Genomic DNA, 25,337 nt, shown 5'->3' on the forward strand with positions numbered 1-25,337 from the left:
CTACTTAATAGGTTTGAGCGGAATACACGTCATAGGTTTGCTGGATCATCAACGTCGCGCTGAACTGTTCGCGCACTTTCTTGCGACTTTCAGTGCCAAGTTCCAGTAACTTCTGCTTCTTGATATTCAGCAAAATGCGGGCAAGCGCCTGGTAGTCGCCGGCGGAGAACAGGTAACCCGTGATGTTGTCCGTCACCAGTTCAGGAAGCGATGTACAGTCACTGGCAATCACCGGCACGCCCATGGCCATCCCTTCGAGAGGCACCATGGCAAAGCCCTCCCAGCGACTTGGCACAATCAAGGCATCCGCCGTTTTATACAGCTCGTTTACTTCAGCGGGAGTCACCCACGGCAGGTATTCCACGGCGTCAATATCGGGGCACTCGACGGTGTCTTCGTTGACCGCACTGCCAACGACAGTGAGCCTCAAGTCAGTTCGCTCGACCTCAGCGAACGCCTTGAGCAACAAATCGAAGCCTTTCTGGTAGTCCAGTCGACCGACAAACAGAAGATGAATGTCCGTACTGTCGCTGGTTTTGCTCTCATCACTTTTATAATGAATACCGTTGTAGATCAGCTTCATGCGGTGACGATCAATACCAAACGATGCGGCTTTATCCATTTCATACTGACTGACACAAATAATGACATCGGTCACTTTCTGCAAAACCCGCTCAATCAGTGAATACACTTTCTGTTTGACGGGAGAACTCTCCATCAAGAAGGAAAATGCGTGCGGGCAGTAAACAATTTTAGGGGACCGCCAAGGGCGCATGACCAGACAGACACACCGGCCGATCACCCCGGAAAACGTGCTGTGCAAGTGCACGACGTCCGGTTTTTCCTTGAAAATAACACCAGCCAGTTTCCAGGCAAATCGCAACAGGGACATGACATCGCGCTTGTTCCGGGAAAAGGTCCTGATATTTTTCTCATCAATGCCGTGCAGCTCTTTCTTCTGATCGAACGGAACCAGATAAACCAGTTCATACTTCAGTGCGTGGTCCTGAGGAGGGGTCGATATCGTACGAATAACCGTCGCAACACCACCTTTGATTGTTTCCGCCACGTGCAGTATTTTTTTCATAATCCACCTATCTCCATGAACTTAGTCGCAGGCAAGCAGCGTTGAAAGTGGCTAACGATCGTTAAACCACTCTCAACTCGATTACCTGATAGATAGAACTCGCATCAGGACTTGTCAGAGGCGTACTCATAGTTGTAATAGCCATAACTGCCATTACCGTAATAGCTGGACGCGCGTTTCTCGACGCCGTTAAAAATGGCGCCCTTCAACTCGATACCGTTTTGCGCAAATCGACGTATTGTCAATTCGATCTCTTTGGCAGGATTCACACCAAAGCGCGTCACAATCAGATTAATGGCGGCTTCACGTCCGACGATGGCAGCATCTGTCACTGCCAGAAGCGGTGGCGTATCGATGATCACCACATCGTAGAGTTCACTCAGTTCTGCCAGGAGCTCTCTGAAGTTGGCATGCATCAACAGCTCTGATGGATTAGGCGGCACCTGCCCGCGACTAATAAAATGCAAGTTGTCCGTTTCAACTCTATTGATCGCCTGCTCAATACTGCAGCGTTTGGTTAATAGATCGGATAAACCATTGGTGATCGGCGTTGCCAGGGTCTTGTGCAGATGACCTTTGCGCATATCGGCATCGATCAGTACGACCCGCTGCCCGCTTTGAGCAATAACCGCCGCCAGGTTCGAAGACACAAACGTTTTGCCCACCTGCGGACTCGGCCCGGAAATCATGATCCGGTTGTTGGTCGCATCCAGCCCTGCAAAATGCAGACAGGTTCTCAGGCTGCGTATCGACTCGATCGACAGGTCAGTGGGATTACGCAGGGCCAACAGAAAAGACTGGTTGTTGACGGCGTCACCCAGCCGATTTTTTTTGCTGTCTTCTTCCCGCTGCAAATCGCTGTATGGAATGGAGGCATAAACAGGTAGCCCAAGCTGCTCGATGGCTTCCGGCCCCTCGAGGCCTCGGCTCAGGGATTTACGCACCAACACCAAGGCAACACCGACAAATCCGCCAAGGAAAGTTGCAATGAGAACGATCAGGGCTTTGCGTGGTTTGACCGGAGTTGTGGTATCGACGTCGGCGGTATCGATCAATCGCGCATTGCCAACCGCCCCTGCCCTGATGATGTCCAGCTCCTGGGATTTATTCAGCAACTGGGTATAAATCTGAGTCGCCACTTCCACATCACGAGTGAGGTTCAACAGTTCCTGCTGCGTGGCCGGAAGATCCTGAACCTTCTTCTCCAAACCATGGCGCTGCTTGTTCAAATCCGCGATTTGAGCCATCAAGGCGCGGTAGGCCGGGTGTTCTCGGGTGAACTTTCGATCCAGGTCCGCTTGCTGGAGCTTCAGATCGGAGATGCGCGTATCCAGCACCACCATCTGTTCCAGAACAGACTTGGTTTCAAGTGAGATATTTACCGTATTGCCGCGGGTTTGATAGCTGTTCAGCGCGTTGCTGGCTTTGACCAGATCCTCTTTGACTTGAGGCAGTTGCGCCTGCAGGAAGTCCAGGCTCTGGGCCGCCTCGGCAGAGGTGCGTTGCACATTCTGCTGTACATAAAGTGTCGAGATCTTGTTGAGGATCTTCACCGCCAGGGTGTAGTCGGTGCTGGCAAGGGCCAGGCTTATAATGCCCGACTCTTTACCTTGCTCGGAGACATCGAGAGCGTCCTGGTAATTCTGAATGGTGACAATCCGTGGATTGCGAACGACTTCGAATTTAGTGCCCGGATTCGCGGCCATGCGCGCGACAAGCACCTCGACCCCATTGTCTACAACTGCGTTGCCTGTCGTGCCGGCGGCCAACAAACCGCCATTGTCATCGTAGAGCTTGAAGCGGTTCTGCTCTTCAGCCACCAGGGTCAATTTTTTACCCAACAGTTCATCAGGCAGCTTGAGCTTCCCGATATCAAGACGCTCGCCCCCCCAGGCATAACTGCTCATGCCGAAGCGCGCAGGCGAAACACTTTCCGTCGGAGTACTCTTGTATCGTCGCGCGATAAAGCCGCCCACGACAGGGAAGGTGTTGGGCGTTATCACGATATCCAGGCGCAGATCATCGACGGTTTTACCGATGACCGCTCGAGATTTGATAATCCCGATTTCGGTCGCCGCCGGGGATTGGCCACCCAGCATGCTGCTGATATCCGAAAACCCCAACATGTCGTTCTTTTTCGGTTCGACCTGTACCAACGCGTTCGCCAGATACACAGGTGGCGATAGTATCGAATAGGCGGCGCCGGTCACCATGAATGCACCGGTGATGGCACCTATTAACCATTTATGATCAATCAATGTGCCCAGTAAGCCGAGAAGATCAATCTCGTCTCCTTCTTTATCCCGGGTGCTGACTACTGACGGTAACTGCATAAGGTCTATTCTTTTACCTTTAATACTAATCTGAAAATCATCCATCAACGTCCGAGGCGCTGTGCCCATGAGCAAACAGCATCTTCAATCAATGCATGAGCATGGACAAAAGCAGCTTTTCCTTGACGATACGGGTCCTTTATTTCGCGCTCACTCTGCCACTTGCCCAGAAGAAACACTTTACCCCTCGCGTGCGAGGCAATATTCAGCACGCCTTTTACATGCTCTTTTTCCATGACCAGAATCAGGTCTGATTCATTAACAATCGCAGGCGTAATTTGCCGCGCTTTAAACCCTTGGGCAGCGCGACCCTTTTCTTCGAGAACGGAAAGTGCGTTGGGCTCCATAGACTCGCCCACCCGCGCGTCCAGCCCCGCGGAGGTTACCGAGATATCCGAAGGCTCCAGCGCGTTGCGCAGCAACATTTCAGCTGTTGGACTTCGGCAAATATTGCCCACGCAGACGATAAGAATCTTTCTGAACAAGGCTACTCTTCCCGTGTAGTGTCGAATCGGCCAATGTGTAGCGGGGATATGAGTGAACCGATAAGATCGGTCCCGCATTCAGAGATGGATCGATCATGGAAATACAAGGATATTAAATACCACGACACATAAAAAACGCCCAACCAGAATAGCCGGACCAAAAATAACGACAGCAATCTGCGCATTATTTTCCGACTAAAAATAACAATGGCGCACCGGCAATAGAGAATTGATGATATGGCTGTATTACTCGCCCCCTCAGGAATCAGACATGACCTTAACGTGTTTTCGATGTATTAGCGTCTCAACACTATTGTTACTCGGCGCATACAATCACGCTAACGCCAGCCAGGCTTTTCCCGCATTGGCAGAGGGCAACAAGACCATAGGCGTTCAGGTAAAGATTCAAAACTTCTCTGCCACCGATGCCCGGCAAATCAAGGACTCTGGCTTCGGGTTCGTGCGTTTTGGCGTATGGACCAACAGCTTGAACAGCCCGGCGTACCAGAATCAGATCAATGAAGCTTTCGCTGCCGCCAAATCTGCCAACTTGCCAGTATTGATGACCGTTCGCTCAACCAAAGCGTTAACCGGCAAATCGAAAAGCGGTGACGATGAACTCGCCAACGCAGGCGCGGCATTCTCAAACTCAGTCATTGGCCTGGAAAACACATACAGCACGCAGCTTGTGGCCATTGAAATATGGAATGAACCGGACTTGCCAAAATACTGGCCCACACAGGATTTTGAAGTAACCTTTGTGCCGTTCATGAGCGCAGTGTGCAACGGATTGCAAAAGCGCGATCACTCAACACCGCTGATCGGGTTTGGATTCGCACGGGCGCCCACCACAGGCTCCAAGTCGACCGCTGCACTGACTAAAATCATGACTGCGTATCCGAAATGCCTGAGTGCTGTCTCCTATCATCCCTATGGTATGTCGAGCACTGAGATCAGCAGTGCTCAAGCATTTATTCTCGACAGTTTCCATGTACCCGGCGTGATTACCGAATGGGGAGTGCCATCGCTCAGTTCCATCGGAGGAACTACCGGACAGGCCACACGCATCACCAAGTTCATTACCGACGTCAAGCAGCTGAACATACCGCTGACCTCTCTTTACGAATGGAAAAACAGCGACTCAGGCAGCAATGACCGTGAACGAAGTTTTGGATTAAAGTCTTCTGATGGCAACTCAAAACCAGCGGAAGCGGCCGTCAAGACGCTATTAAAGGCACCCTAGCGAAAAACAGCCTCCGTGGTTAATGGGGGCTCTTGTTCGTGCATTCGGAATAACTCGTCGGGTCGAGCGCCAGAGAGGCTTCCACCAGCACTTCCAACAATACGACTTGCGCTTCAATGCGCAGGTCTTGCTGACGTTGTTGCGCGTCGTTCATTTGCTCCATCATTACGCGGGTGACCTGAGACGGCACGCTGTGTTTCACTCGCTGCAGCCAACCGGGAATATTTTTTGCGGCTTTAACCCTGCCCATTTCAACCACACCCTGCAAATTATCCGGGTGGTTATTTTTTGAAACGGCCATCAACTCTTCAAATACTTCGGTGAGTTTCTTCAGGACATAACCCAGGATAAGGTCATCGAAGGCCTCCACATTTCCAGACACCTGCTTCCCCTGTGAAGTCATCTTCCCGTCCGATACATCCATTTATCAGCAGCACGTTACACGGCATCCGGGCCTCGCTATTTGACATCTTATAACGGCGGGCCCGACCCTTTTTAACGGCGCCCCCTCTCAAGATAAGGCGTCAACGGTCAGTTACCTTGAACCTGTGCCCGGTTTTGGCATCGTATTAACCGATACGGTGCCCCGCCATTCAAACAGCCGTTTTCAGGTTGTTGCCGCTGGGGCCATTGATACGTACATGCGCCCTTGAGTGGCTGTCAGCGCTCGGGTAATGTCATTAGACCCACAGGACAGAGCACGCCCATGACTTCCAAGCTGGAACAACTGAAACAAATGACCACCGTGGTTGCCGATACTGGCGACTTCGAAGCTATTGCTCGCGTTAAACCGGTGGACGCCACCACTAACCCTTCCCTGTTGCTCAAAGCCGCAGCGATTCCTGCCTACGCCGAATTGCTGAACGCTTGCGTTCACGATTGCAAAGGCGATGTGGGCCTGGCCAGCGACCGTTTTGGCGTTGCAGTCGGGCAAGAGATTCTGAAGGTTGTCCCGGGCCGCATTTCCACCGAAGTGGATGCACGTCTGTCGTTCGACACTGACGCCGTATTGAAGCGCGCGCACCGTCTGATCGAGCTGTACGACAAGGCCGGGATTGGCCGTGACCGCGTGCTGATCAAAATTGCCTCCACCTGGGAAGGCATTCGCGCGGCAGAGACACTGGAAAAAGAAGGCATTCAAACCAACCTGACGCTGTTGTTCTCGTTTGCTCAGGCAGCCGCGTGTGCCGATGCAGGCGTGTTCCTGATCTCGCCGTTCGTGGGCCGGATTTACGACTGGTACAAGAAAGCCAACGGCAACGACTACACCGGCGCGGATGATCCGGGCGTGCAGTCGGTGACCCGCATCTACAACTACTACAAAGCCAATGACTACAAGACGGTGGTGATGGGCGCGAGCTTCCGCAACCTGAGCCAGATTGAGCAATTGGCCGGTTGTGATCGCCTGACCATCAGCCCGGACCTGCTGGAGAAGCTGGCGACGGACACTGGCAAGCTGGAGCGCAAGTTGGCGCCTGGGCATGCCGGTGAGGCGCGCCTGAACTTGAATGAAGCGCAGTTCCGTTGGTTGTCCAACGAGGACGCGATGGCGACCGAGAAACTGGCTGAGGGCATTCGTCAGTTTGCTCGCGACCAGGAGAAGCTTGAAGCTCTGCTGCAAGCCAAGCTGTGATTTGAGTTAGCGCAATACAAAAAGGGCGAACCTTGATGGGTTCGCCCTTTTTTGTGCCAGTTACTTAAGTGATCAGTGACGCTCCAGCGCGTTCACCAGGTCATGGAACGCTTCACGATTGTGATCATTGAGGCCCATGAGGATTTTGTGGGCTTCAAGCACCTTGATCCTCACCACTTCCTCGGACTGATCCTGGTCTGGCAGGTCGTCCAGGCATTCCGGGCACGGCACTGGCTGGTCAACAATGTTGAACACCTGCTCGAAGCCCATGGATTCGAGCAGCCGGGTGATGTCTTCGTGGGTGGTGACGACAGTCGGCAGCAAGCCGACTTTCTGCCGCGACAGGATCGACAATTTGGCCAACAGGCCAAGGGTGGTGCTGTCGATGCTGCGGGTTTCGGTCAGGTCGATCACGATCGCGTTGAAATTCAACGCGGTGAAGATCCGATCAATAGTCGCATCCAACGCCGAACACAGGGTCAGGCGAACTTCACCGACGAATTTCAGGACGAAGGTGCCATCCTGCTCGGCGAACTGGATTCTACCGGTACTCATTAAAGATTCCTGCTCAACACCAACAGGGCGATATCATCCGGCATCTCCCCCAGCGTGGCCAATCCAAAAACCTGCCGCAGCCCATCCAGGGTGCCGCCCGCAGCCTTGACCCGTTGGGGCAACGCCGCTTCTTTTTCTTTGAGTGTGGCTTCTGGCAAAAGGTCCAGAATGCCATCAGACATCAGCGTCAGGCTGAACGTCGGCGGCAGCTCCAGCACGTGGTCTTCGTAGGTGGCTTCATTAAAGAGCCCCACCGGCAGACCGCGCCCTTCCAGATAACGAACACTGTCTGGCGTGTACAACACTGGCAACGGCAAATGACCACCGATGCTATAGGTCAACAAACCTGTCTCCTCGTCGATGACTCCACCGACCATTGTGACGTGTTTACCCAGCTTACAACTGATCAGGCCTCGGTTGATATGACCAAGGACCTCTGAAGGCTTGAATTCCGGCAATGTACCGCTGCGCTTGGATTCGAACAGCAAGCGCGTGGTCATGAACTTCAGCAGCACGGTAACGAACGCTGAAGAGGCGCCATGCCCGGAAACGTCTGCCAGGTAGAAGGCTACCCTACGCTCATCGACCCGAAAGTAGTCAACGAAATCACCCGAGAGGTACAGCGACGGGATGATCTGGTGCGCAAACTGAAACTCGTCGATGGTCCAGGGGCTGACCGGCAGCATGTTCATCTGCACCTGGCGACCGGCGTTCTGGTCTTCCTGGAGCAGGTTCAGGCTGGCGGCGAGCTCGCGGTTGGCCTTTTCCAGCTTCTCGCGGTAGCGCTGGTTTTCCAGCAGCAGGCGTGCACGATCAAGGGCCCGGCGCACAGAATGCTCGAGCACTGCCAGATCTTCGAGAGGCTTGATCAGGTAATCCGCGGCGCCAAGGCGCAGTGCCTCGACCGCGTCGTTCATCACGCCGGCACCCGAAACCACAATCACCGGCGTTTGCGGGGACCGTTCGGTAACCTGGCGAATGAGTTCGAGTCCGCCCATCTGCGGCATGCGCAGATCGCAGATGACCAAGTCGGGCTTGTCTTGCTCGAATACCTGAAGACCCTGTTGGCCATTGCTGGCCTGCAGGACACTGAAACCACTGTCTTCCAAATAGGCCGCGAGACTCGCGCGCACTACTTCGTCATCATCGATTATCAGCAGCGTGGCACTGGTTTTTGGCATGTGGGCAAACGGCGCCAGAATTAGGTTGGCGTAGCAGGCACGGGTTTTAGCCCGGCTCACACTACTGGATTCGCTTTCTAGCCTCTCTATTGCACCGTTTTCGAGCGTTTGCCCTACTCACCTGTACACCAGAGGTGCCCTTCTAAGGCGCAGACGGTACTCCCATCCGAGAGGCGTTTCAAGCTCACGCCGATGGTCGCTTGGCGTCTTTACTTGTCAAATCACCGGGAGTTATAAGAACGGACAAATCCGTAACCCAATGGAAGGATCGAGCCCATGAGTCAAACCGGTCGGGACTACAGCGAAAAGCGCGATTTCATCCGCATGCGAGTCGATGCCGATGTGTCGTTGATTCATGAAGGTGATGAGGTGCCAGCCGTCTGCATCGACCTTTCCAGCAGTGGCATGCAGGTTGAAGCGAAGCGTGAGTTCAAGGTGGGCGACCGGCTCAACGTGCGCATCGATTCCGATCACGCCGCCTTAAAAGGTCTTGAGGCCGACACCGAAGTGGTGTGGGTGAAGCCTTTGGACGGTGAAGGTCAGAAACTCGGGCTTACAATCTTGAAGATGAAATAAGCCGGATCCAAAACGAAGAAGGCGGCCCATGGGCCGCCTTCTTCGTTTTACCGGTCGAGATTAAAAATCGTCTTCAACCTTGCCGTCTTTGACTTTGAATTCACGGTTCTGCAAGTACGCATTACGGATGAAGATGTACTTGTCGCCGGTGATCAGCTTCTCGCTCGACAGCAAGCTGGCACGCGTGTCGACGATGTTCAGGCCGAAGACCGAGTTACGCACCGGCACATCGTTGATGTAAGGGTACGGGCCGGTGTAGCTGTCGACATACTTGGAAGGCGCATCACGCAAGGTGCTTGGGCCCAACAGCGGCAGCATCACATACGGGCCGCTACCGACACCCCAGTAGCCAAGGGTTTGACCGAAGTCTTCGTCATTACGATTCAGGCCCATCTTGGTCCCGACATCGAAGAAGCCCAGCAGGCCGAACGTGGTGTTAAAGATGATACGTGCAGTGTCGGTGCCCGCCGCGGCCGGTTTGGCCTGCAGAATGTTGTTCACCAGGTTGGTGACGTCACCGACGTTGCGAAACATGTTATGGATGCCGTCTTCCAGAAACTGCGGCGTGATGAACTCATAGCCCTGAGCCACAGGCTTGAGTGCATACGTGTCGATCACATCGTTGAACTTGTAGATCGGACGGTTAATGCTTTCCCAAGGATCGTCTTCTGAAGCAGCCTGAGCCCCAAACGGAACCAGCAACACGCTGGCACACACAAAAAGCTGAGCGAGATGATTGCTCCAGCGCATAAAAAAACTCCTTGGATTTTACTGGCGCGGGCACTTGGCCCGGGCATTAAGCTGGCAAGTATAAGACGGAAAAGCCAGTTTAGGCAGCCTCGCGCTCATTCGCCTACAGATGAATCGCTCCGATTGAGAGCGCTTCACATCAATGTCACTCAACTGTCACTGACGCCGCATAGCCTTGTCACTATTTCAGGGACGCTCCTATGCCGCACGCCGAAACCTTGCCCGTTGCAGCACCCAGCTTGACCGCCGTCCTGTTCGGCCTCAGTGGTTGCCTGGTGGATTTCGGCGCCCGGACGCGTCAGAACGGGGCTTACTCTGCCGAGCACGCCGAGGCCACTCCCGGCGCGCTGGACAGCCTGCGCAGTTTGCAGCGCCAGCAAATTCCCTGCGCCTGGCTCGATGAACTACCTCCCACCCTCAGTCATTCCTTGGCCGTCACCCTGCCCTCCTGGATCACCTCGTCGCAACATTCCGCAACAATCAACCCATGGCCCGCTCCGAACGCTTGCTGGCAAGCCCTGATGGCGTTGAACGTCGAACGCCTGGATGGCTGCGTGCTGGTCAGTGGCGAACCCCGGTTGCTGCAATCGGGGCTGAATGCCGGGTTGTGGACGATTGGCCTGGCGTCCTGCGGCTCGCTCTGCGGCCTCGCACCCAGCGAATGGCACGCCTTGACCCAAAAGGAGCGCGAGCACTTGCGCGGCAAGGCGACGATGCAGCTATTCGGGCTGGGCGTGCATTCGGTGATCGATCATCTCGGCGACCTCGACACCTGCCTGGCCGATATCAGCCTGCGCCGGCTCAAGGGCGAAAAGCCCTGACCGAGATCATGCAGGTTGCGCGCAAGTGGATTAATCTAAAGGTCAGCCATAGACCTTTGGCGCGAGGCTGCGGTCTATGCCAGTGCCTATCGATAAAAGGAAGAACGCCATGCCTGCCCGCGAACTGCAAGAACAACTCAATACTCTGCGCGAGCAATTGGAACAGAATCCACCGCTGTCCGAAGCCGAGCGCGAAGACCTGCACGCGCTGATGCAACAGATCGAACTGAAACTTGAACTGGAACGGGAAACCAAGGATTCCAGTCTGGCTGACGGCGTCAACCTGGCCGTCGAACGCTTTGAACTCGAACACCCAGTTATTGCCGGCACGTTGCGCAACATCGCGCAAACCCTGGGCAACATGGGGATCTGAACCCGCCGGATACAAAAAAGCCCCGCTAGCGATAGCGGGGCTTTTTAATATCCGGGATTGGCAATGCTATCCCACATTAGATCTTCACTGACGGACCAGGCGATGGTTCGGCAGTTGAACGGTTTCGGTGCTGCGATAGGGGTTGATATCCAGCCCTCCACGGCGCACATACCGCGCATATACCGTCAATTTCTCCGGCTTCAGCAGCCGCTGCAAGTCGAGGAAAATCCGCTCCACGCACTGCTCATGAAAGTCCGAGTGCTGACGGAAGCTCACGATGTACTCCAGCAAACTCGCGTGATCCAGTGCCGCGCCACGGTATTCCACCGCCACGCTACCCCAATCCGGCTGACTGGTGACCGGGCAGTTGGATTTGAGCAAATGGCTGTGCACGCTCTCCTCCACGATGCGCGACTCATCGCAACGCAGCAGCTCCGGACGCGGGTGTTCGTAGTTGCTGACGCTGATGTCCAGGTCATCAATGCACACACCCGGCAACGCAACCACGCCTTCGGCTTCAACGTCCTTGAGACTGCGAATGCGCACGCCAACCGGCTTGCCGGCAGCCGCCGACAGGTCTTTCGCCAGCGTCGCTTCGAGGCTCGCCGTATCGGCAAACGGCGTCTGGTTCAGCGAGTTCAGGTACAGCTTGAACGACTTCGATTCGATGATGTTCGGCGAATCCGCCGGGATGCTGAACTCGCCAATCGCCACGACTGGCTTGCCGGACGGCAACAGCCACGACAGTTCGAAGCAGTTCCAGAAATCCACGCCTTTATACGGCAGGGTCTCAGCCGTCAGACCCAGCTCGGCCCATTTCGCGGTACGCGGGATCGGGAACAGCAGGGACGGCGTGTAAGTGGCGATGTATTCGCTGGATTTGCCCAGCGGCGAGTGTTCGGCTGCGGGATGCATGGCGGAAACCTGACTGAAGAATCAGCGGATTCTACCAGCCTTTGCGCCCACCATTGAGTGCTTACTGACTGACAGTCAACTTGCCGACCATGCCCGCCTGATAATGGCCGGGGATGTTGCAGGCAAACTCCAGGCTGCTGGCCTTGGTGAAGGTCCAGGTCAGCTCGGCGGTTTTACCCGGCTCGACGAGGACGCTGTTCGGGTCGTCGTGTTTCATCATTCCATGATCCATGCCCGCCATCGCACCGTGGTCCATTTCCTTCATGCCGTTAGGCATCAGCATGCCACTCTGTTGCATCTGCAACATTTCCTGCTGGTGTTTGGCATGCATCGCCGCGTCCCCCAGGTTGAATTCGTGCAACAACTGGCCTTTATTCACCAGCACAAAACGAATGGTCTCACCCGCCTTGATATCAATCGCCTTGGGGGTGAACGACATGTCGCCCATCACCACTTCTACACTGCGAGTCGCCTTGGCCGCCGCAGCGGGTTGGCCGAAGTCGTAGGACTGCGCCGGGGCAGCCCACACCGGCGAACTCAACGCCAACAAACACGCCATCCGCAGCAAAGATTTGCGCAAAAACATAGTCGTACTCCAACAAGATAAGGTTCAGCCTGTGGAAAACTCTAAACTGCGGCCACTGCCCGCAACCTGACAGCCAGATTACAACTTTGTCAGGTTGACCTGAAATAACGCCGCCCACGGTATAAAGCGTTCGTTCCATTTGCCCAGAGTCGCCCATGAAATTACTGATCGTCGAAGACCAACCGAAAACCGGCCACTACTTGCGCCAGGGCCTGACCGAGGCCGGTTTCAATGCGGAACTGGTGGCCGATGGCAGCACCGGACAACAACTGGCGCTGAGCGGCGACTACGCGCTGTTGATTCTCGACGTGATGTTGCCCGGTCGCGATGGCTGGCAGATTCTGCAAGCGGTGCGCAGTGCCGGCCTCGACACGCCGGTGCTTTTTCTGACGGCGCGTGACGCAGTCGAGGACCGGGTCCATGGCCTCGAACTGGGTGCCGATGATTATCTGGTCAAACCGTTCGCCTTTTCGGAACTGCTGGCCCGGGTCCGCAGCCTATTGCGTCGCGGCAGCGCTTCGCCACAGGAAACCAGCCTGCAACTGGCCGATTTGCGCCTGGACCTTATCCGCCGTCGCGTTGAGCGCAGCGGCCAGCGTATCGACCTCACGGCCAAAGAATTCGCCCTGCTGGAAATGCTCCTGCGTCGTCAGGGCGAAGTCCTGCCCAAATCGCTGATTGCCTCTCAGGTCTGGGACATGAATTTCGACAGCGACACCAATGTCATCGAAGTCGCGATCCGTCGTTTGCGCCTGAAGATCGACGATCAATTCCCCAACAAGCTGATCCACACCGTGCGCGGCATGGGCTACGTCCTTGAAGAGCGTATCGCCTGATGCGGCGTCTTTCGTTGAGCAGCCGTCTGGCATTGCTGTTTGCGGCCTGCACAGCGGTGGTTTCGCTGTTCGCCGGGGTGTTGTTCAGTCGCGCCAGCGAGGCGCACTTCGTCGAGCTCGATCAGCAATTGCTGGACGGCAAGCTGATTGGATTGCGCCGGGCACTTCACGACATTCAATCCAGCGAGAGCAAAATCAGACTCGCGGATGAATTGAGCCGCCAGGCCGATTTATCGCTGCGCATTACCGGCAGCGATGGCCAGCGCTGGTATGACAGTTCGACGCAGTTACCGGACAGGCTCCCGCAAACACCCGGCTTATCGACCCTCAACGACGGCGACACCGACTACCGCGTGCTGAATGCGCCATTGTTTGTCGACAAACCTGATTCCCCGCAGCTGACCTTGTTGCTGGACATCACCCATCACCAGCATTTTCTGCAACGCATGCAGCATTTGATCTGGCTGACTGTTGGCTTATCCGCCTTGGCCACTGCGCTACTTGGTGCATGGGCGGCGCGCAGCGGGTTGCGCCCATTGCGGCGCATGAGTGCGGTCGCCCGGGGGGTGTCAGCGCAATCACTGAATGCGCGCCTGCCCGAAGAGAAGATGCCGCCAGAACTCGCGGAATTGGCCCACAGCTTCAACGCCATGCTCGGACGCCTTGACGACTCTTTTCAACGACTCTCGGCATTCTCCGCCGACATCGCTCACGAACTGCGCACGCCGCTGTCGAACCTGCTGACCCACACGCAGGTCACCCTCACCCGCCCCCGGCCCATCGAGGACTACCGCGAGGCGCTGCACAGCAACCTCGAAGAACTGCAATGGATGGCGCAACTGGTCAACGACATGTTGTACCTGGCCAAGGCGGATCATGGGTTGCTGTCGCCCAAGCGCGAACCGCTGGAACTGGCGCAGGAAGTGGATCTGTTGCTGGAGTTTTTTGCGCCGCTGGCAGAAGACGCTCAGGTGACGCTCACGCGGGAAGGTAACGCGCACATGGAGGGTGATCGCAGCATGTTGCGCCGGGCGCTGTCCAATTTACTGGACAATGCGTTGCGGTTCACGCCGGCCGAGGGTGAGGTTCGGGTGCGGATTGTCGAGCAGGCCAAAGGGTTGACCCTGTCGGTTGAAAACAGTGGCGATGGGATTGACGGGGCATTGCTGCCGCGATTGTTTGACCGGTTTTATCGGGCTGATCCGGCGCGTCAGGAAGGTAGCAGCGAACATGCGGGGTTGGGGCTGGCGATTACGCAGTCAATCGTACGTGCCCATGGCGGGCAGATTCGTTGCGAATCAGAGAATGGGTGGACGCGCTTTGTGATTGAGTTGCCTAAGGGAAGTTGAGGCCAGCAGTTCCGGCCTCATCGCGGGCAAGCCCGGCTCCCACAGGGTTTGGAGTCGTTCACAACGGTGTGATTCAACTCGATCAACTGTGGGAGCCGGGCTTGCCCGCGATGGCGATTTCAGGCGTTACGAATACCGCAACGCGTGAGCCGGCTCGATCTTCGCCGCACGCCACGCTGGGTAAACGGTGGCCAGGAAACTCAAGATAAACCCCGCCGAGCAAATCAATAGCACATCCCCGCCCTGCAATTCCGAAGGCAGGTTACTGACGAAGTACACGTCAGAACTGAAAATGTGCTGCCCACTCACCCGCTCGATCCAGCCCACCAGTTCACTGACGTTCAACGCCGCAATCACGCCCAACACGCCGCCGATCAAGGTCCCGACAATCCCGATCACGGTGCCCTGAACCATGAAGATCGCCATGATCTGCCCCGGCGTGGCGCCGATGGTGCGCAGGATCGCGATGTCCGCACCCTTGTCGTTCACCACCATGATCAGGGTCGCGATGATGTTGAACGCCGCCACTGCGACGATCATCAGCAACAGCAGGCCGATCATGGTTTTTTCCATTTTCATCGCGCTGAACAGACTGCCCTGGGTGTGGGTCCAGTCGTCAGCCTTGTAGGCAGCACCCAAACCGCTGGCGATGTCGCTCGACACTTGCGGCGCGGCGTACAGATCCTTCACCGCCAGGCGCACGCTCTGCACCTGATTCGGCTCCCAATGCTGCATTTGTGCGGCATCGGCCATGTGGATCAACGCCATCGAACCGTCCAGTTCAGCCCCGACCTTGAACACGCCAACCACGTTCAGGCGCTGCATGCGCGGGGTAATCCCGCCTGGGGCAGTGCTGACTTCCGGCACAATCAGGGTGATCTTGTCGCCGACGTTCAAACGGAAACGCCGCGCCGTGATTTCGCCAATCACCACGCCGAACTCACCCGGTTTCAAGGCATCCAGACGCCCCTGAACGATGTGCTTGGCAACGATTGAGACCTCGCCTTCCAATGCCGGATCGACGCCGCTGACCTGGATCGGCTGCATCGAGCCCTTGTAGGACAGCATGCCTTCCATCTCGGTGAACGGCACCGCGGCCGTGACTTCCGGATTTTTCATCGCGGCCGCTGCAACCGGCTGCCAATCGTCAATGGGGTTCACGCCGACGATGGTTGCGTGCGGCACCATGCCGAGGATTCGCGAGCTCATTTCGCGCTGAAAGCCGTTCATCACCGACAACACCACGATCATCGCCAGCACACCCAAGGCGAGGCCGATCATCGAAGTCATCGAGATGAAGGAAACAAAGCGATTGCGGCGCTTGGCGCGGGTATAGCGCGCGCCGATGAAGATCGATAACGGTCTGAACATTCGCTGGGCACCGTATAAAAATAAAAGACCCGACGTCGTTCAAGACGCCGGGTTTCGGTCAATCAGATGGGTGTCAGGCAACCTTCCTGCAAATGCAGGACGCGATCCATCTGGCGAGCCAGGTTCATGTCATGGGTCACCACCAGGAACGCGGTGCGCATCGAGGTGCTGAGTTCCAGCATCAAATCCTGAATGCCCTGGGCGGTGTGGGAGTCGAGGTTGCCGGTCGGCTCGTCGAGCATCACCAGGCCTGGCTTGTTCACCAGGGCGCGGGCGATGGCGACGCGCTGACGTTCGCCGCCGGACAACTCGGACGGCTTGTGCTCCAGGCGATGGCCCAGCCCTACCCGCTCCAACAAGGCCGTGGCGCGCTGACGTGCTTCCGGGATCGCAGTCTTGCCGATCAGCAACGGCATGCAGACGTTTTCCAGCGCGGTGAATTCCGGCAGCAAATGGTGGAACTGGTACACGAAGCCGAGGGAGCGGTTACGCAGCAAACCGCGATTCTTCTCGCTCAGTGCCGACAGTTCTTCACCGTCAAGCCAGACGCTGCCCTTGGTCGGCGTATCCAGGCCGCCCAACAGGTTGAGCAAGGTACTTTTGCCCGAACCCGAGGTGCCGACAATCGCCACACGCTCGCCCGGGTGCAACTCCAGTTGCAGACCGGCCAGCACTTCCACCGACTCCGGGCCTTCCTCGTAGGATTTGCCCAGGTTGCGGCAGCTCAAGATTGCTTTATCACTCATGCCCGACTCACTCATAACGTAGCGCCTCCGCAGGCTGGGTGCGCGCGGCACGCCAGGCTGGATAAAGGGTGGCGAGGAAACTCAGGACCAACGCGGCGCCGCAGACCATCAAGACGTCCTGGCTCTGCACTTGCGACGGCAGGTAATCGATGAAGTACACGTCGGCGTTGAGGAATTTATGGCCGATCACGCCTTCTAGGGCCGAGATCGCGGCGCTGACGTTCAGCGCGGCGAAGATCCCGACCACAGCGCCAATCAGCGTACCGACCACGCCGATGACGGTGCCCTGCACCATGAAAATCGCCATGATCGTGCGTGGCGTGGCGCCCAGGGTGCGCAGAATCGCGATATCGCCCTTCTTGTCGTTCACCACCATCACCAATGTGGAAATGATGTTGAATGCGGCAACGGCGACGATCAGCAACAACAGCAGGCCGATCATGGCTTTTTCCATGCGGATGGCCTGATACAGATTGCCGTGGGTACGGGTCCAGTCGCGGGCGTAATAACGGTCTTCGCCCAGTTGTTGAGCGATACTCCACGCGGTGCGTGGCGCCTGGAACAGGTCGTCGAACTTCAGGCGGATGCCCTGCACCTGATCCGGCTTCCAGCGATGCAGCCTGGCCAGATCCTGCAAATTGGTGATGCCCAGATAACCGTCCAGCTCACCGGCACCGACATGGAAGATGCCGACCACGGTAAAGCGTTTCATGCGCGGGAACATGCCGGCCGGGGTCACGGTGACTTCCGGCGCGACAAACGTCAGTTTGTCGCCGAGGGCCGCACCGAGCTTGGCCGCGGCCTTGTCGCCGATGACGATGCCGAATTCACCCGGCACGAGATCGTCGAGTTTGCCCTGCTGCATGAAGTTATCAATGATCGAGACGTTGCGCTCCAGCGCAGGATCGATGGCATTGAGCAGGACTTTGGAGACTTTGCCATTGTTGGTCAGCAAACCCTGCATCTGGGTAAACGGCGCCACGGCCGTCACCTGCGGGTTTTGCTTGACCTTGGCGGCCAGGCTTTGCCAGTCACTGATCGGCTCACTGGACTCGATGGTCGCGTGAGGCACCATGCCCAGCACGCGGGTGCGCATCTCATGATCGAAGCCGTTCATGACCGACAGCACCACAATCATCACCACCACGCCAAGGGCGAGACCGATCATTGAAGTCAGGGAAATGAACGACACAAAATGATTGCGACGCTTTGCACGGGTATAACGCGTGCCAATAAATACGAAGAGAGGTCTGAACATGTCGGGGCTTGTTCGGAGGGAAAAGGAACGTCCTTGTGGCGGGGGTCGATAACCAGCTTTACACTCAGACCACCGCCGCTACCATGGGTTCGCCATGTCGACATTAGATGAAGAAGATCGCCGCGAATACTACCGTATCGAGGACACGATCGCACTGGAAATTCGGACCCTGTCCGCTCCCGAGGCCGCAGGCCTTGAAGTGTTGCAGGATGCTTCTCCACTGTTCAACTTGCTCAGCGAACTGCACCTGAGCGAATTCGAGTCGCAACACCTGCTACGCCAGATCAGTGAACGTGACCGCAACCTCGCGGCGTTCCTGAAATCCCAGAATAAACGCATCGATTTACTCAGCCAGGTGATTGCAATCACCGTGCTCGGGCAGATTGGCGAGCCGCAGCCGGTGATTATTTCCGAAGGTGGCATCGACTTTCAGTACCCGACGCCTATCGCCGTGGGCGCGCACCTGTCGGTCAAACTGGTGTTGATGCCGCAAGCCCTCGGCCTGTTGCTGCGAGCCCGCGTCACCCATTGCGACCGCAAGGCGGGCGCCTTTGACGTCGGCACCGAGTTCGAACGCCCGACCGATGCCCAGCGGCAATTGCTGGCCCGCTACATTTTGCAGAAGCAGGCCCAGGAACGACGACTGGCCCGCGAAAACGAATCAGGCATCTAATTTAAGGAAGAACCGTGACCCTCATCTACGGCCATCGCGGCGCCAAGGGCGAAGCACCGGAAAACACCCTGACCAGCTTTCAGGAATGCCTCAAGCACGGCGTGCGCCGTTGCGAACTGGACCTGCACCTGTCCATGGACAACGAGTTGATGGTCATCCATGACCCGACACTCAAGCGCACCACTGACCGTCGCGGCAAAGTCGTCGAACACACGGCGGCCGAACTGGTGACTTACGACGCACGCAAAGGTGGCCCGGGCTGGATCAAACCCTGCCCGATTCCGACGCTGGAAGAATTGTTCGAAAAGTGCGACTTCGATCACTGGCAGCTGGAAGTCAAAAGCGCTTCACGCACCCGCGCCGCGACTACGGTGCTGGCAATTCGTGAAATGGCTCAGCGTTTCGGCCTGCTCGACAAGGTCACGATCACCTCCAGTTCACGCGAAGTGCTCAAAGCTGCGCTGGACCTGGTGCCGGATGTGTCTCGCGGCCTGGTAGCCGAATACGCCTGGCTCGACCCGCTGAAGGTCGCGCAAAGCTATGGCTGTGACATTCTGGCGTTGAACTGGACGCTGTGTACGCCGGAACGCCTGCAGAAGGCGCAGCGTCAGGGGCTGCATGTGTCTGTGTGGACAGTCAACGAGCCCGCGCTGATGCGCAGACTCGCCGACTTCGGCGTTGACAGCCTGATTACAGACTTTCCCGGTTTGGCCAGCGCCACGCTCGAGAATTGCTGAAATCGGTCTCCCCGGCCGGCTCAGGCCACCGGCCGGAGCCGCTCAAAAAAGCCGGTTGAGGCCATCGTACGCCGCTACCCGATAGGCTTCAGCCATGGTCGGGTAGTTAAACGTCGTGTTGACGAAATACTTCAGGGTGTTCAGTTCGCCCGGCTGACTCATGATCGCCTGACCGATGTGCACGATCTCCGACGCCTGATAACCGAAGCAGTGAACGCCCAGCACTTCCAGGGTTTCGCGGTGGAACAGGATCTTCAGCATGCCCTGAGGCTCGCCCGCGATCTGTGCACGCGCCATGCTCTTGAAGAACGCCTTGCCCACTTCGTACGGCACCTTGGCCTGGGTCAGCTCCTGCTCGTTCTTGCCGATCGAGCTGATCTCCGGAATGGTGTAGATGCCGGTCGGCACGTCATTCACGAAGCGCCAGCTGTTGTTATCGACGATGCTGCCAGCAGCCGAACGACCCTGGTCGTGGGCGGCACTCGCCAGGCTCGGCCAGCCGATCACGTCCCCGGCACCATAAATGTTCGGTACGCAGGTGCGGTAGGCTTCGTCGACTTCGATCTGGCCACGGCTGTTGACCTTGACGCCGATGTTTTCCAGCCCCAGTTGATCGGTGTTGCCAGTACGACCGTTGCACCAGAGCAAGGCATCGGCCTTGATCTTCTTGCCGGACTTGAGGTGCAGGATCACGCCGTTGTCCACGCCTTCGACGCGGTCGTAGTCTTCGTTGTGGCGGACCGTGATGTTGTTGTTGCTGAAGTGGTAGCTCAACGCCTGGGAAATTTCCGAGTCGAGGAAGCTCAGCAACTGACCACGGTTGTCCACCAGCTCGACCAGTACACCCAGACCACTGAAAATCGATGCGTATTCGCAACCGATCACGCCGGCGCCGTAAACGATGAGTTTGCGCGGGGTGTGGCCGAGGCTGAGGATGGTGTCGCTATCGTAGATACGCGGGTGGTGGAAATCGATGTCGGCCGGGCGATACGGACGCGAGCCGGTGGCAATGATGATGTGCTTGGCCACCAGTTTTTCGACCACGCCGTTAGCGCAGACCACTTCGATGGTTTGTTCGTCGGCGAAGCTGCCGGTGCCGAAGAACACGTCGACACGGTTACGGGCGTAGTAGCCAGTGCGCGAGGCGACTTGTTTGGAGATGACTTTCTCGGCGCTTTTCAGCACGTCCGGAAACGAGAACCAGCGCGGCTCACCAATGGCCCGGAACATCGGGTTGGTGTTGAACTGCATGATCTGCCGGACCGAGTGACGCAGTGCCTTGGACGGGATGGTACCCAGGTGGGTGCAGTTGCCGCCGACCTGGCGACGGCTGTCGACCATCGCGACCTTGCGCCCTGCTTTGGCGGCGTTCATTGCCGCGCCTTCTCCCGCCGGGCCGGAACCCAGCACCACCACGTCGTAGTTGTAGACAGCCATGCGTACTCCTCAGAACAGGCCGCGGCGCCATCGGCGCCCTGCGGCTAAATCACGCCGATCTGCGGCGTGAAGGAACAATTTGGGGCCAGTGCAGAACCCGGACACAGTCTATAGAAGCGTCAACGCCGCGCACATTAACCCTTGGTCGCGTCGTAGGCTAGTTTTGCCTGCACTACAACGCCAGTCTTCACCGCTTGAATCATTGCCATCACTCGACTTTGCCGCCACTGAGGCGTTCAAAAGCCTGATTGGTTCGTGTGACGAAACCTGTATCGGCACGAATCACAAAGAATGCACCAATGTCATGTGCCTGGGCATAGTCCCAACCCCGTTCAGGGCCGAGAATCAGCAACAGCGTCGATAGTCCATCGGCCATCAACGCCGAAGGATGAATCACCGTGACTGACGCCAGGGTGTGCAGGATCGGTGTACCGGTTCGCGCATCAAAGGTATGGGAATATCGCCGACCGTCCTGCACGAAATAGTTTCGGTAGTCACCAGACGTGGAAACGCCATAACCGTCGACGGCAATGATGCGCTCTGCCACTTGCTGGTCATCTCGAGGCTCTTCCAGGGCAATGCGCCAGGGTGAGCCGTCGAGCTTCTTGCCGGCGGCCTTGAGTTCGCCGGTAGCTTCGGCGAGGTAGTTGTGGATGCCCATTGCGTCAAGTTTTTCGGCAATCGTATCGACCGCGTAACCGGCGGCAATGCTGTTGAAGTCGACCTCGACCGCCGCGTCCTTGCACAGCTGATCATTATCAATACGCAGGTGCTGGTAACCGACTCGCGGCCGCACTTCGGCCAGCGCTTGAGCGGTGGGGATTTTTTCTTCCCGGGCCTGCGGGCCAAAGCCCCAAAGGTTAAGCAACGGTTCCACCGTCAGGTCGAAGGAGCCTTCGCTTTGTTCCGACAGACGCTCACCGACACGCACCAGCTTGAGGATCGGCGCGGGCATTTTCTGACAGCGATTAGCGGGCAGATCGTTGAAGCGTTCGATGTCGGAGTCGCTGCGGTAGGTCGACATTTGTTGATCGACTTCAGCGAGGATCTTTTCGACCTGAACACGAACTTCCGTCGGGGCGGGAAGCCCGGGATGGCGCAGGTACTTGATCGAATACGTGCTGCCCATGGTCGGGCCGCCGAAGCTTTCCAGGCTGTCGCCGTTGCCACAACCGCACAAAATGCCGGCCAGCACCACAAGCCCACCCCATCGTCCAGTTAACAAATCTTCATCTCCCCTCAAAACCGCGCCCGCCATTATGGGCATCAGAGCGCATGAGCGCGAGGTCTGCCTGCGCCCGTCAGTCAAACGCAAAACCTGTGGGAGCGAGCCTGCTCGCGATAGCGGTGACCGGACTTACGACCGCCACACACAGGCGCAGCGTTTTCAAACAAGATCCAGCGTGAGTACCTAGAGATGTCTTCCAATACGAGCAAAGGCAAAGCAATTTTTCGCGTCGTCAGCGGAAACTTCCTGGAGATGTTCGACTTTATGGTCTACGGCTTTTACGCCACGGCCATCGCTAAAACCTTCTTCCCTGCCGACAGCGCCTTCGCCTCCCTGATGTTGTCACTGGCCACGTTCGGAGCAGGCTTCCTGATGCGTCCGCTGGGGGCCATTTTCCTCGGCGCCTACATCGACCGTCATGGTCGTCGCAAAGGCTTGATCATCACCCTGGCCATGATGGCCGCTGGCACGGTACTGATTGCCTGCGTGCCGGGTTACGCCACGCTGGGCGTCGCGGCGCCACTGATCGTTTTGTTCGGTCGACTGCTGCAAGGCTTCTCGGCCGGCGTGGAATTGGGCGGCGTGTCGGTGTACCTCGCCGAGATTTCGACGCCGGGTCGCAAGGGCTTTTTCGTCAGTTGGCAGTCCGCCAGCCAGCAAGCCGCGGTGGTGTTCTCCGGCCTGCTGGGCGTCGGTTTGAACCACTGGCTCAGCCCGGAACAAATGGGTGACTGGGGCTGGCGCGTGCCGTTCCTGATCGGCTGCATGATCGTGCCAGTGATCTTCGTGATTCGACGTTCGCTGGAAGAAACGCCGGAGTTCCAGGCGCGTAAACACCGCCCTACCCTGCGGGACATCATCCGCTCGATCAGTCAGAACTTCGGCATTGTTATCGCCGGCATGGCGCTGGTGGTAATGACCACGGTGTCGTTCTACCTGATCACCGCTTACACCCCGACTTTCGGTAAAGCCGAACTGCATCTGTCGGACCTGGATGCGCTGCTGGTGACGGTGTGTATCGGCCTGTCGAACTTCTTCTGGCTGCCGGTGATGGGTACCGTGTCCGACAGGATCGGGCGCAAACCCCTACTGTTGGCGGCGACGATTCTGGCAATCCTCACCGCTTACCCGGCCCTGTCGTGGCTGGTGGCAAACCCGAGCTTCAGCCATTTGCTGATTGTCGAGTTGTGGCTGTCGTTCCTGTATGGCTCGTACAACGGCGCCATGGTGGTGGCGCTGACCGAGATCATGCCGGTCGAGGTTCGTACGACCGGGTTCTCTTTGGCCTACAGCCTGGCGACTGCAACGTTCGGCGGGTTTACCCCGGCGGCGTGTACGTATCTGATTCATGTGCTGGACAACAAGGCTGCGCCGGGGATCTGGCTCAGTGGTGCGGCGGTGCTGGGGTTGATCGCGACGCTGGTGTTGTTCCGGGGGAATAAGCATGAGCTGCGGACGGCGAAAGCGGCCGTAGTCGGCGGCGCCTGATCTGCACTCTCCAGCAAGATCGCTCCCACGCTCCGCGTCCTTGCCGAAAAGCGGACGCGGAGCGTCCATTGAGGCATTCCCACGCAGAGCATGGGAGCGATCAACGCACAAACAAAAACGCCCCGACCTAGGTCGGGGCGTTTTCAAGTGTTGCTAACGCTTAGCGCGGGAACGCTGGCGGGTTTACACCGGCCATGTCTTCCATCACGCGAACGACCTGGCAGCTGTAACCGAATTCGTTGTCGTACCAAACGTACAGAACAACGCGGTTGTCTTGGGTGATGGTTGCTTCAGCATCCACAACGCCTGCGTGGCGCGAGCCAACGAAGTCAGTGGACACCACTTCCTGCGAATTGACGTAGTCAATTTGCTTATGCAGATCGGAGTGCATGGCCATCTGGCGCAGGTACTCGTTGATCTCTTCACGAGTGGTGGCTTTCTCAAGGTTCAGGTTGAGAATGGCCATCGACACGTTTGGCGTCGGAACGCGGATCGCGTTACCGGTCAGCTTGCCGGCCAGCTCAGGCAGTGCCTTGGCAGCAGCAGTGGCAGCACCGGTCTCGGTGATCACCATGTTCAGCGCGGCACTACGGCCACGGCGATCGCCTTTGTGGAAGTTGTCGATCAGGTTCTGGTCGTTGGTGTACGAGTGAACGGTTTCAACGTGACCATTTACGATGCCGAACTTGTCGTTCACAGCTTTGAGCACCGGCACGATGGCGTTGGTGGTGCAGGAAGCGGCAGAAACGATCTTGTCGTCAGCAGTGATATCACCGTGGTTGATGCCGTGAACGATGTTCTTCAGCTTGCCTTTACCCGGCGCGGTCAGAACAACGCGGTCGATACCCGGGCAAGCCAGGTGTTGACCCAGGCCCTCGGCGTCGCGCCATACACCGGTGTTGTCCACCAGCAGCGCGTCTTTGATGCCGTACTGGGTGTAATCCACTTCAGTCGGGTTCTTCGCGTAGATAACCTGGATCAGGTTGCCGTTGGCGGTGATGGTGTTGTTGGCTTCATCGATGGTGATGGTGCCGTCGAACGGACCATGAACCGAGTCACGACGCAGCAGGCTTGCACGCTTGACCAGATCGTTCTCGGCGCCCTTGCGGACAACGATGGCGCGCAGACGCAGGCCGTCGCCGCCACCGGTTTTCTCGATCAGGATACGCGCCAGCAGACGACCGATACGACCGAAGCCGTACAGGACAACGTCGGTGCCTTTGCGAGCGGAAACGTTCTGCTGACCAACGACGTCAGCCAGTTCTTCACGGACGAACTGCTCGGCAGTGCGACCTTTGCCTTCGGCCTTGAACTTGACCGCAAGCTTGCCCAGGTCTACCGAAGCGGCGCCGAGCTTGAGCTCGCTCATCGCTTTGAGCAGCGGGAATGTTTCGTGGACGGACAATTCGCTGTCATCGGACTGACGATGACGGGCAAAGCGGTGAGCTTTGAGAATCGCAATGACTGAACGGTTGATCAGGCTGCGGCCATAGATCGAGCTCACCACGTTGTTATTGCGGTAGAGCTGACCGATAAGCGGAATCATCGCTTCTGCGAGTGCTTCACGGTCGATCCATTCACCAAGACACTGGTCGGGCTTCTGAGTCACGGGAACCTTCCACATGTAGGGGCAGAAAAAAGGGGCTACATTATGCCGCCGACTCCCTCCCGTAGCA

Annotated in this window: 25 protein-coding genes; 10 read left to right on the plus strand and 15 right to left on the minus strand. The window is 57.2% G+C overall.

Annotated elements, in window-relative coordinates; translation table 11 throughout:
* Nucleotides 1-4: 4 nt before the first annotated feature.
* From D882_RS0101875 to D882_RS0101885, 3 genes are all read right to left on the minus strand, one after another.
* Entirely contained in the window at nucleotides 5-1,087 is a 1,083-nt protein-coding gene (locus D882_RS0101875; protein WP_027921656.1) for a glycosyltransferase, read from the minus strand.
* Nucleotides 1,088-1,191: 104 nt separating this feature from the next.
* Nucleotides 1,192-3,420, minus strand: a complete 2,229-nt coding sequence (locus D882_RS0101880) for a polysaccharide biosynthesis tyrosine autokinase (RefSeq protein WP_027921657.1) — start codon at nucleotides 3,418-3,420, stop codon at nucleotides 1,192-1,194.
* A 44-nt stretch (nucleotides 3,421-3,464) separates the two neighbouring features.
* Nucleotides 3,465-3,905: a low molecular weight protein-tyrosine-phosphatase gene (locus tag D882_RS0101885; protein ID WP_027921658.1), complete on the minus strand. Its 441-nt coding sequence runs from the start codon at nucleotides 3,903-3,905 to the stop codon at nucleotides 3,465-3,467.
* Nucleotides 3,906-4,176: 271 nt separating this feature from the next.
* On the opposite strand from D882_RS0101885, the gene D882_RS0101890 reads away from it, so the two are divergent.
* Nucleotides 4,177-5,148: a glycosyl hydrolase family 5 gene (locus D882_RS0101890; protein ID WP_027921659.1), complete on the plus strand. Its 972-nt coding sequence runs from the start codon at nucleotides 4,177-4,179 to the stop codon at nucleotides 5,146-5,148.
* Nucleotides 5,149-5,167: 19 nt separating this feature from the next.
* Here D882_RS0101890 and D882_RS0101895 read toward each other — a convergent pair whose 3' ends face one another.
* A complete protein-coding gene (locus D882_RS0101895; RefSeq protein ID WP_256218273.1) occupies nucleotides 5,168-5,572 on the minus strand; it encodes a hypothetical protein in 405 nt (134 codons plus the stop codon).
* A gap of 282 nt (nucleotides 5,573-5,854) precedes the next feature.
* On the opposite strand from D882_RS0101895, the gene tal reads away from it, so the two are divergent.
* Nucleotides 5,855-6,781, plus strand: a complete 927-nt coding sequence (gene tal / locus D882_RS0101900) for a transaldolase (RefSeq protein WP_027921661.1) — start codon at nucleotides 5,855-5,857, stop codon at nucleotides 6,779-6,781.
* A gap of 72 nt (nucleotides 6,782-6,853) precedes the next feature.
* Here tal and rssC read toward each other — a convergent pair whose 3' ends face one another.
* Together rssC and rssB are read right to left on the minus strand one after the other, a co-directional pair.
* Nucleotides 6,854-7,336, minus strand: coding sequence for an anti-sigma factor antagonist RssC (gene rssC, locus D882_RS0101905; protein ID WP_007943680.1), 483 nt, complete (start codon nucleotides 7,334-7,336; stop codon nucleotides 6,854-6,856).
* A complete protein-coding gene (gene rssB, locus D882_RS0101910; RefSeq protein ID WP_027921662.1) occupies nucleotides 7,336-8,517 on the minus strand; it encodes a two-component system response regulator RssB in 1,182 nt (393 codons plus the stop codon). The genes rssC and rssB overlap by 1 nt, the downstream gene beginning before the upstream one ends.
* A 276-nt stretch (nucleotides 8,518-8,793) precedes the next feature.
* Here rssB and D882_RS0101915 point away from each other — a divergent pair, with 276 nt between their 5' ends.
* Entirely contained in the window at nucleotides 8,794-9,093 is a 300-nt protein-coding gene (locus D882_RS0101915; protein ID WP_027921663.1) for a PilZ domain-containing protein, read from the plus strand.
* Between the two features lie 60 nt (nucleotides 9,094-9,153).
* Here the strand turns inward: D882_RS0101915 and D882_RS0101920 are convergent, their stop codons facing one another.
* The gene (locus D882_RS0101920; RefSeq protein WP_027921664.1) at nucleotides 9,154-9,843 is read right to left on the minus strand and encodes a VacJ family lipoprotein; all 690 of its coding nucleotides are present in this window, start codon (nucleotides 9,841-9,843) and stop codon (nucleotides 9,154-9,156) included.
* Nucleotides 9,844-10,043: 200 nt separating this feature from the next.
* Here D882_RS0101920 and D882_RS0101925 point away from each other — a divergent pair, with 200 nt between their 5' ends.
* Together D882_RS0101925 and D882_RS0101930 are read left to right on the plus strand one after the other, a co-directional pair.
* Entirely contained in the window at nucleotides 10,044-10,664 is a 621-nt protein-coding gene (locus D882_RS0101925) for a hypothetical protein (RefSeq protein WP_027921665.1), read from the plus strand.
* Between the two features lie 109 nt (nucleotides 10,665-10,773).
* A complete protein-coding gene (locus D882_RS0101930; protein WP_027921666.1) occupies nucleotides 10,774-11,037 on the plus strand; it encodes a DUF4404 family protein in 264 nt (87 codons plus the stop codon).
* An 84-nt stretch (nucleotides 11,038-11,121) separates the two neighbouring features.
* On the opposite strand, the gene queF is transcribed toward D882_RS0101930, so the two are convergent.
* Together queF and D882_RS0101940 are read right to left on the minus strand one after the other, a co-directional pair.
* On the minus strand, nucleotides 11,122-11,952 hold the full coding sequence (queF, locus tag D882_RS0101935; RefSeq protein ID WP_027921667.1) for an NADPH-dependent 7-cyano-7-deazaguanine reductase QueF: 831 nt from the start codon (nucleotides 11,950-11,952) through the stop codon (nucleotides 11,122-11,124).
* Nucleotides 11,953-12,013: 61 nt separating this feature from the next.
* Nucleotides 12,014-12,538 carry a plastocyanin/azurin family copper-binding protein gene (locus D882_RS0101940; protein WP_027921668.1) on the minus strand — a complete coding sequence of 175 codons (525 nt, stop codon included), beginning with the start codon at nucleotides 12,536-12,538 and terminating at the stop codon, nucleotides 12,014-12,016.
* Between the two features lie 155 nt (nucleotides 12,539-12,693).
* Here D882_RS0101940 and D882_RS0101945 point away from each other — a divergent pair, with 155 nt between their 5' ends.
* Entirely contained in the window at nucleotides 12,694-13,374 is a 681-nt protein-coding gene (locus D882_RS0101945; protein ID WP_027921669.1) for a heavy metal response regulator transcription factor, read from the plus strand.
* Entirely contained in the window at nucleotides 13,374-14,723 is a 1,350-nt protein-coding gene (locus D882_RS0101950; RefSeq protein WP_027921670.1) for a heavy metal sensor histidine kinase, read from the plus strand. Before D882_RS0101945 ends, D882_RS0101950 begins: the two co-directional genes overlap by 1 nt.
* Nucleotides 14,724-14,849: 126 nt before the next feature.
* Here the strand turns inward: D882_RS0101950 and D882_RS0101955 are convergent, their stop codons facing one another.
* The 3 genes from D882_RS0101955 to D882_RS0101965 all read right to left on the minus strand — a co-directional run bounded on the left by D882_RS0101955 (nucleotide 14,850) and on the right by D882_RS0101965 (nucleotide 18,098).
* Nucleotides 14,850-16,094, minus strand: coding sequence for a lipoprotein-releasing ABC transporter permease subunit (locus D882_RS0101955; protein ID WP_027921671.1), 1,245 nt, complete (start codon nucleotides 16,092-16,094; stop codon nucleotides 14,850-14,852).
* 62 nt (nucleotides 16,095-16,156) lie between these two features.
* Complete coding sequence (gene lolD, locus D882_RS0101960) at nucleotides 16,157-16,840, minus strand: lipoprotein-releasing ABC transporter ATP-binding protein LolD (RefSeq protein ID WP_167360488.1); 684 nt, start codon at nucleotides 16,838-16,840, stop codon at nucleotides 16,157-16,159.
* A 7-nt stretch (nucleotides 16,841-16,847) separates the two neighbouring features.
* A complete protein-coding gene (locus D882_RS0101965) occupies nucleotides 16,848-18,098 on the minus strand; it encodes a lipoprotein-releasing ABC transporter permease subunit (protein ID WP_027921673.1) in 1,251 nt (416 codons plus the stop codon).
* A 94-nt stretch (nucleotides 18,099-18,192) separates the two neighbouring features.
* Between D882_RS0101965 and D882_RS0101970 the strand changes: the two genes are divergently transcribed.
* A complete protein-coding gene (locus tag D882_RS0101970; protein WP_027921674.1) occupies nucleotides 18,193-18,771 on the plus strand; it encodes a PilZ domain-containing protein in 579 nt (192 codons plus the stop codon).
* A 14-nt stretch (nucleotides 18,772-18,785) separates the two neighbouring features.
* Nucleotides 18,786-19,508, plus strand: coding sequence for a glycerophosphodiester phosphodiesterase family protein (locus tag D882_RS0101975; protein WP_027921675.1), 723 nt, complete (start codon nucleotides 18,786-18,788; stop codon nucleotides 19,506-19,508).
* Between the two features lie 42 nt (nucleotides 19,509-19,550).
* Here D882_RS0101975 and sthA read toward each other — a convergent pair whose 3' ends face one another.
* A complete protein-coding gene (sthA, locus tag D882_RS0101980; RefSeq protein ID WP_007907752.1) occupies nucleotides 19,551-20,945 on the minus strand; it encodes a Si-specific NAD(P)(+) transhydrogenase in 1,395 nt (464 codons plus the stop codon).
* Between the two features lie 208 nt (nucleotides 20,946-21,153).
* Nucleotides 21,154-22,203, minus strand: a complete 1,050-nt coding sequence (locus tag D882_RS0101985) for an FAD:protein FMN transferase (protein ID WP_050590134.1) — start codon at nucleotides 22,201-22,203, stop codon at nucleotides 21,154-21,156.
* Nucleotides 22,204-22,362: 159 nt separating this feature from the next.
* Here D882_RS0101985 and D882_RS0101990 point away from each other — a divergent pair, with 159 nt between their 5' ends.
* Nucleotides 22,363-23,661 (plus strand): MFS transporter, encoded by a 1,299-nt coding sequence (locus tag D882_RS0101990; protein WP_027921677.1) that lies wholly within the window; start codon nucleotides 22,363-22,365, stop codon nucleotides 23,659-23,661.
* A 160-nt stretch (nucleotides 23,662-23,821) separates the two neighbouring features.
* On the opposite strand, the gene D882_RS0101995 is transcribed toward D882_RS0101990, so the two are convergent.
* Complete coding sequence (locus tag D882_RS0101995) at nucleotides 23,822-25,285, minus strand: glyceraldehyde-3-phosphate dehydrogenase (protein ID WP_027921678.1); 1,464 nt, start codon at nucleotides 25,283-25,285, stop codon at nucleotides 23,822-23,824.
* Nucleotides 25,286-25,337: the final 52 nt, after the last annotated feature.

The organism is Pseudomonas sp. URMO17WK12:I12 (assembly GCF_000514395.1).
Taxonomy (GTDB): domain Bacteria; phylum Pseudomonadota; class Gammaproteobacteria; order Pseudomonadales; family Pseudomonadaceae; genus Aquipseudomonas; species Aquipseudomonas mucoides.

Coding starts and splice junctions, on each gene's coding strand:
- D882_RS0101875 (WP_027921656.1), bottom strand. CDS start 1,087: ATGAAAAAAATACTGCACGTGGCGGAAACAATCAAAGGTGGTGTTGCG.
- queF (WP_027921667.1), bottom strand. CDS start 11,952: ATGCATCCCGCAGCCGAACACTCGCCGCTGGGCAAATCCAGCGAATAC.
- D882_RS0101915 (WP_027921663.1), top strand. CDS start 8,794: ATGAGTCAAACCGGTCGGGACTACAGCGAAAAGCGCGATTTCATCCGC.
- lolD (WP_167360488.1), bottom strand. CDS start 16,840: ATGAGTGATAAAGCAATCTTGAGCTGCCGCAACCTGGGCAAATCCTAC.
- rssB (WP_027921662.1), bottom strand. CDS start 8,517: ATGCCAAAAACCAGTGCCACGCTGCTGATAATCGATGATGACGAAGTA.
- D882_RS0101920 (WP_027921664.1), bottom strand. CDS start 9,843: ATGCGCTGGAGCAATCATCTCGCTCAGCTTTTTGTGTGTGCCAGCGTG.
- D882_RS0101890 (WP_027921659.1), top strand. CDS start 4,177: ATGACCTTAACGTGTTTTCGATGTATTAGCGTCTCAACACTATTGTTA.
- D882_RS0101990 (WP_027921677.1), top strand. CDS start 22,363: ATGTCTTCCAATACGAGCAAAGGCAAAGCAATTTTTCGCGTCGTCAGC.
- D882_RS0101880 (WP_027921657.1), bottom strand. CDS start 3,420: ATGCAGTTACCGTCAGTAGTCAGCACCCGGGATAAAGAAGGAGACGAG.
- D882_RS0101945 (WP_027921669.1), top strand. CDS start 12,694: ATGAAATTACTGATCGTCGAAGACCAACCGAAAACCGGCCACTACTTG.
- rssC (WP_007943680.1), bottom strand. CDS start 7,336: ATGAGTACCGGTAGAATCCAGTTCGCCGAGCAGGATGGCACCTTCGTC.
- tal (WP_027921661.1), top strand. CDS start 5,855: ATGACTTCCAAGCTGGAACAACTGAAACAAATGACCACCGTGGTTGCC.
- D882_RS0101930 (WP_027921666.1), top strand. CDS start 10,774: ATGCCTGCCCGCGAACTGCAAGAACAACTCAATACTCTGCGCGAGCAA.
- D882_RS0101965 (WP_027921673.1), bottom strand. CDS start 18,098: ATGTTCAGACCTCTCTTCGTATTTATTGGCACGCGTTATACCCGTGCA.
- D882_RS0101970 (WP_027921674.1), top strand. CDS start 18,193: ATGTCGACATTAGATGAAGAAGATCGCCGCGAATACTACCGTATCGAG.
- D882_RS0101995 (WP_027921678.1), bottom strand. CDS start 25,285: ATGTGGAAGGTTCCCGTGACTCAGAAGCCCGACCAGTGTCTTGGTGAA.
- D882_RS0101940 (WP_027921668.1), bottom strand. CDS start 12,538: ATGTTTTTGCGCAAATCTTTGCTGCGGATGGCGTGTTTGTTGGCGTTG.
- D882_RS0101985 (WP_050590134.1), bottom strand. CDS start 22,203: ATGGCGGGCGCGGTTTTGAGGGGAGATGAAGATTTGTTAACTGGACGA.
- D882_RS0101925 (WP_027921665.1), top strand. CDS start 10,044: ATGCCGCACGCCGAAACCTTGCCCGTTGCAGCACCCAGCTTGACCGCC.
- D882_RS0101895 (WP_256218273.1), bottom strand. CDS start 5,572: ATGGATGTATCGGACGGGAAGATGACTTCACAGGGGAAGCAGGTGTCT.
- D882_RS0101950 (WP_027921670.1), top strand. CDS start 13,374: ATGCGGCGTCTTTCGTTGAGCAGCCGTCTGGCATTGCTGTTTGCGGCC.
- D882_RS0101955 (WP_027921671.1), bottom strand. CDS start 16,094: ATGTTCAGACCGTTATCGATCTTCATCGGCGCGCGCTATACCCGCGCC.
- sthA (WP_007907752.1), bottom strand. CDS start 20,945: ATGGCTGTCTACAACTACGACGTGGTGGTGCTGGGTTCCGGCCCGGCG.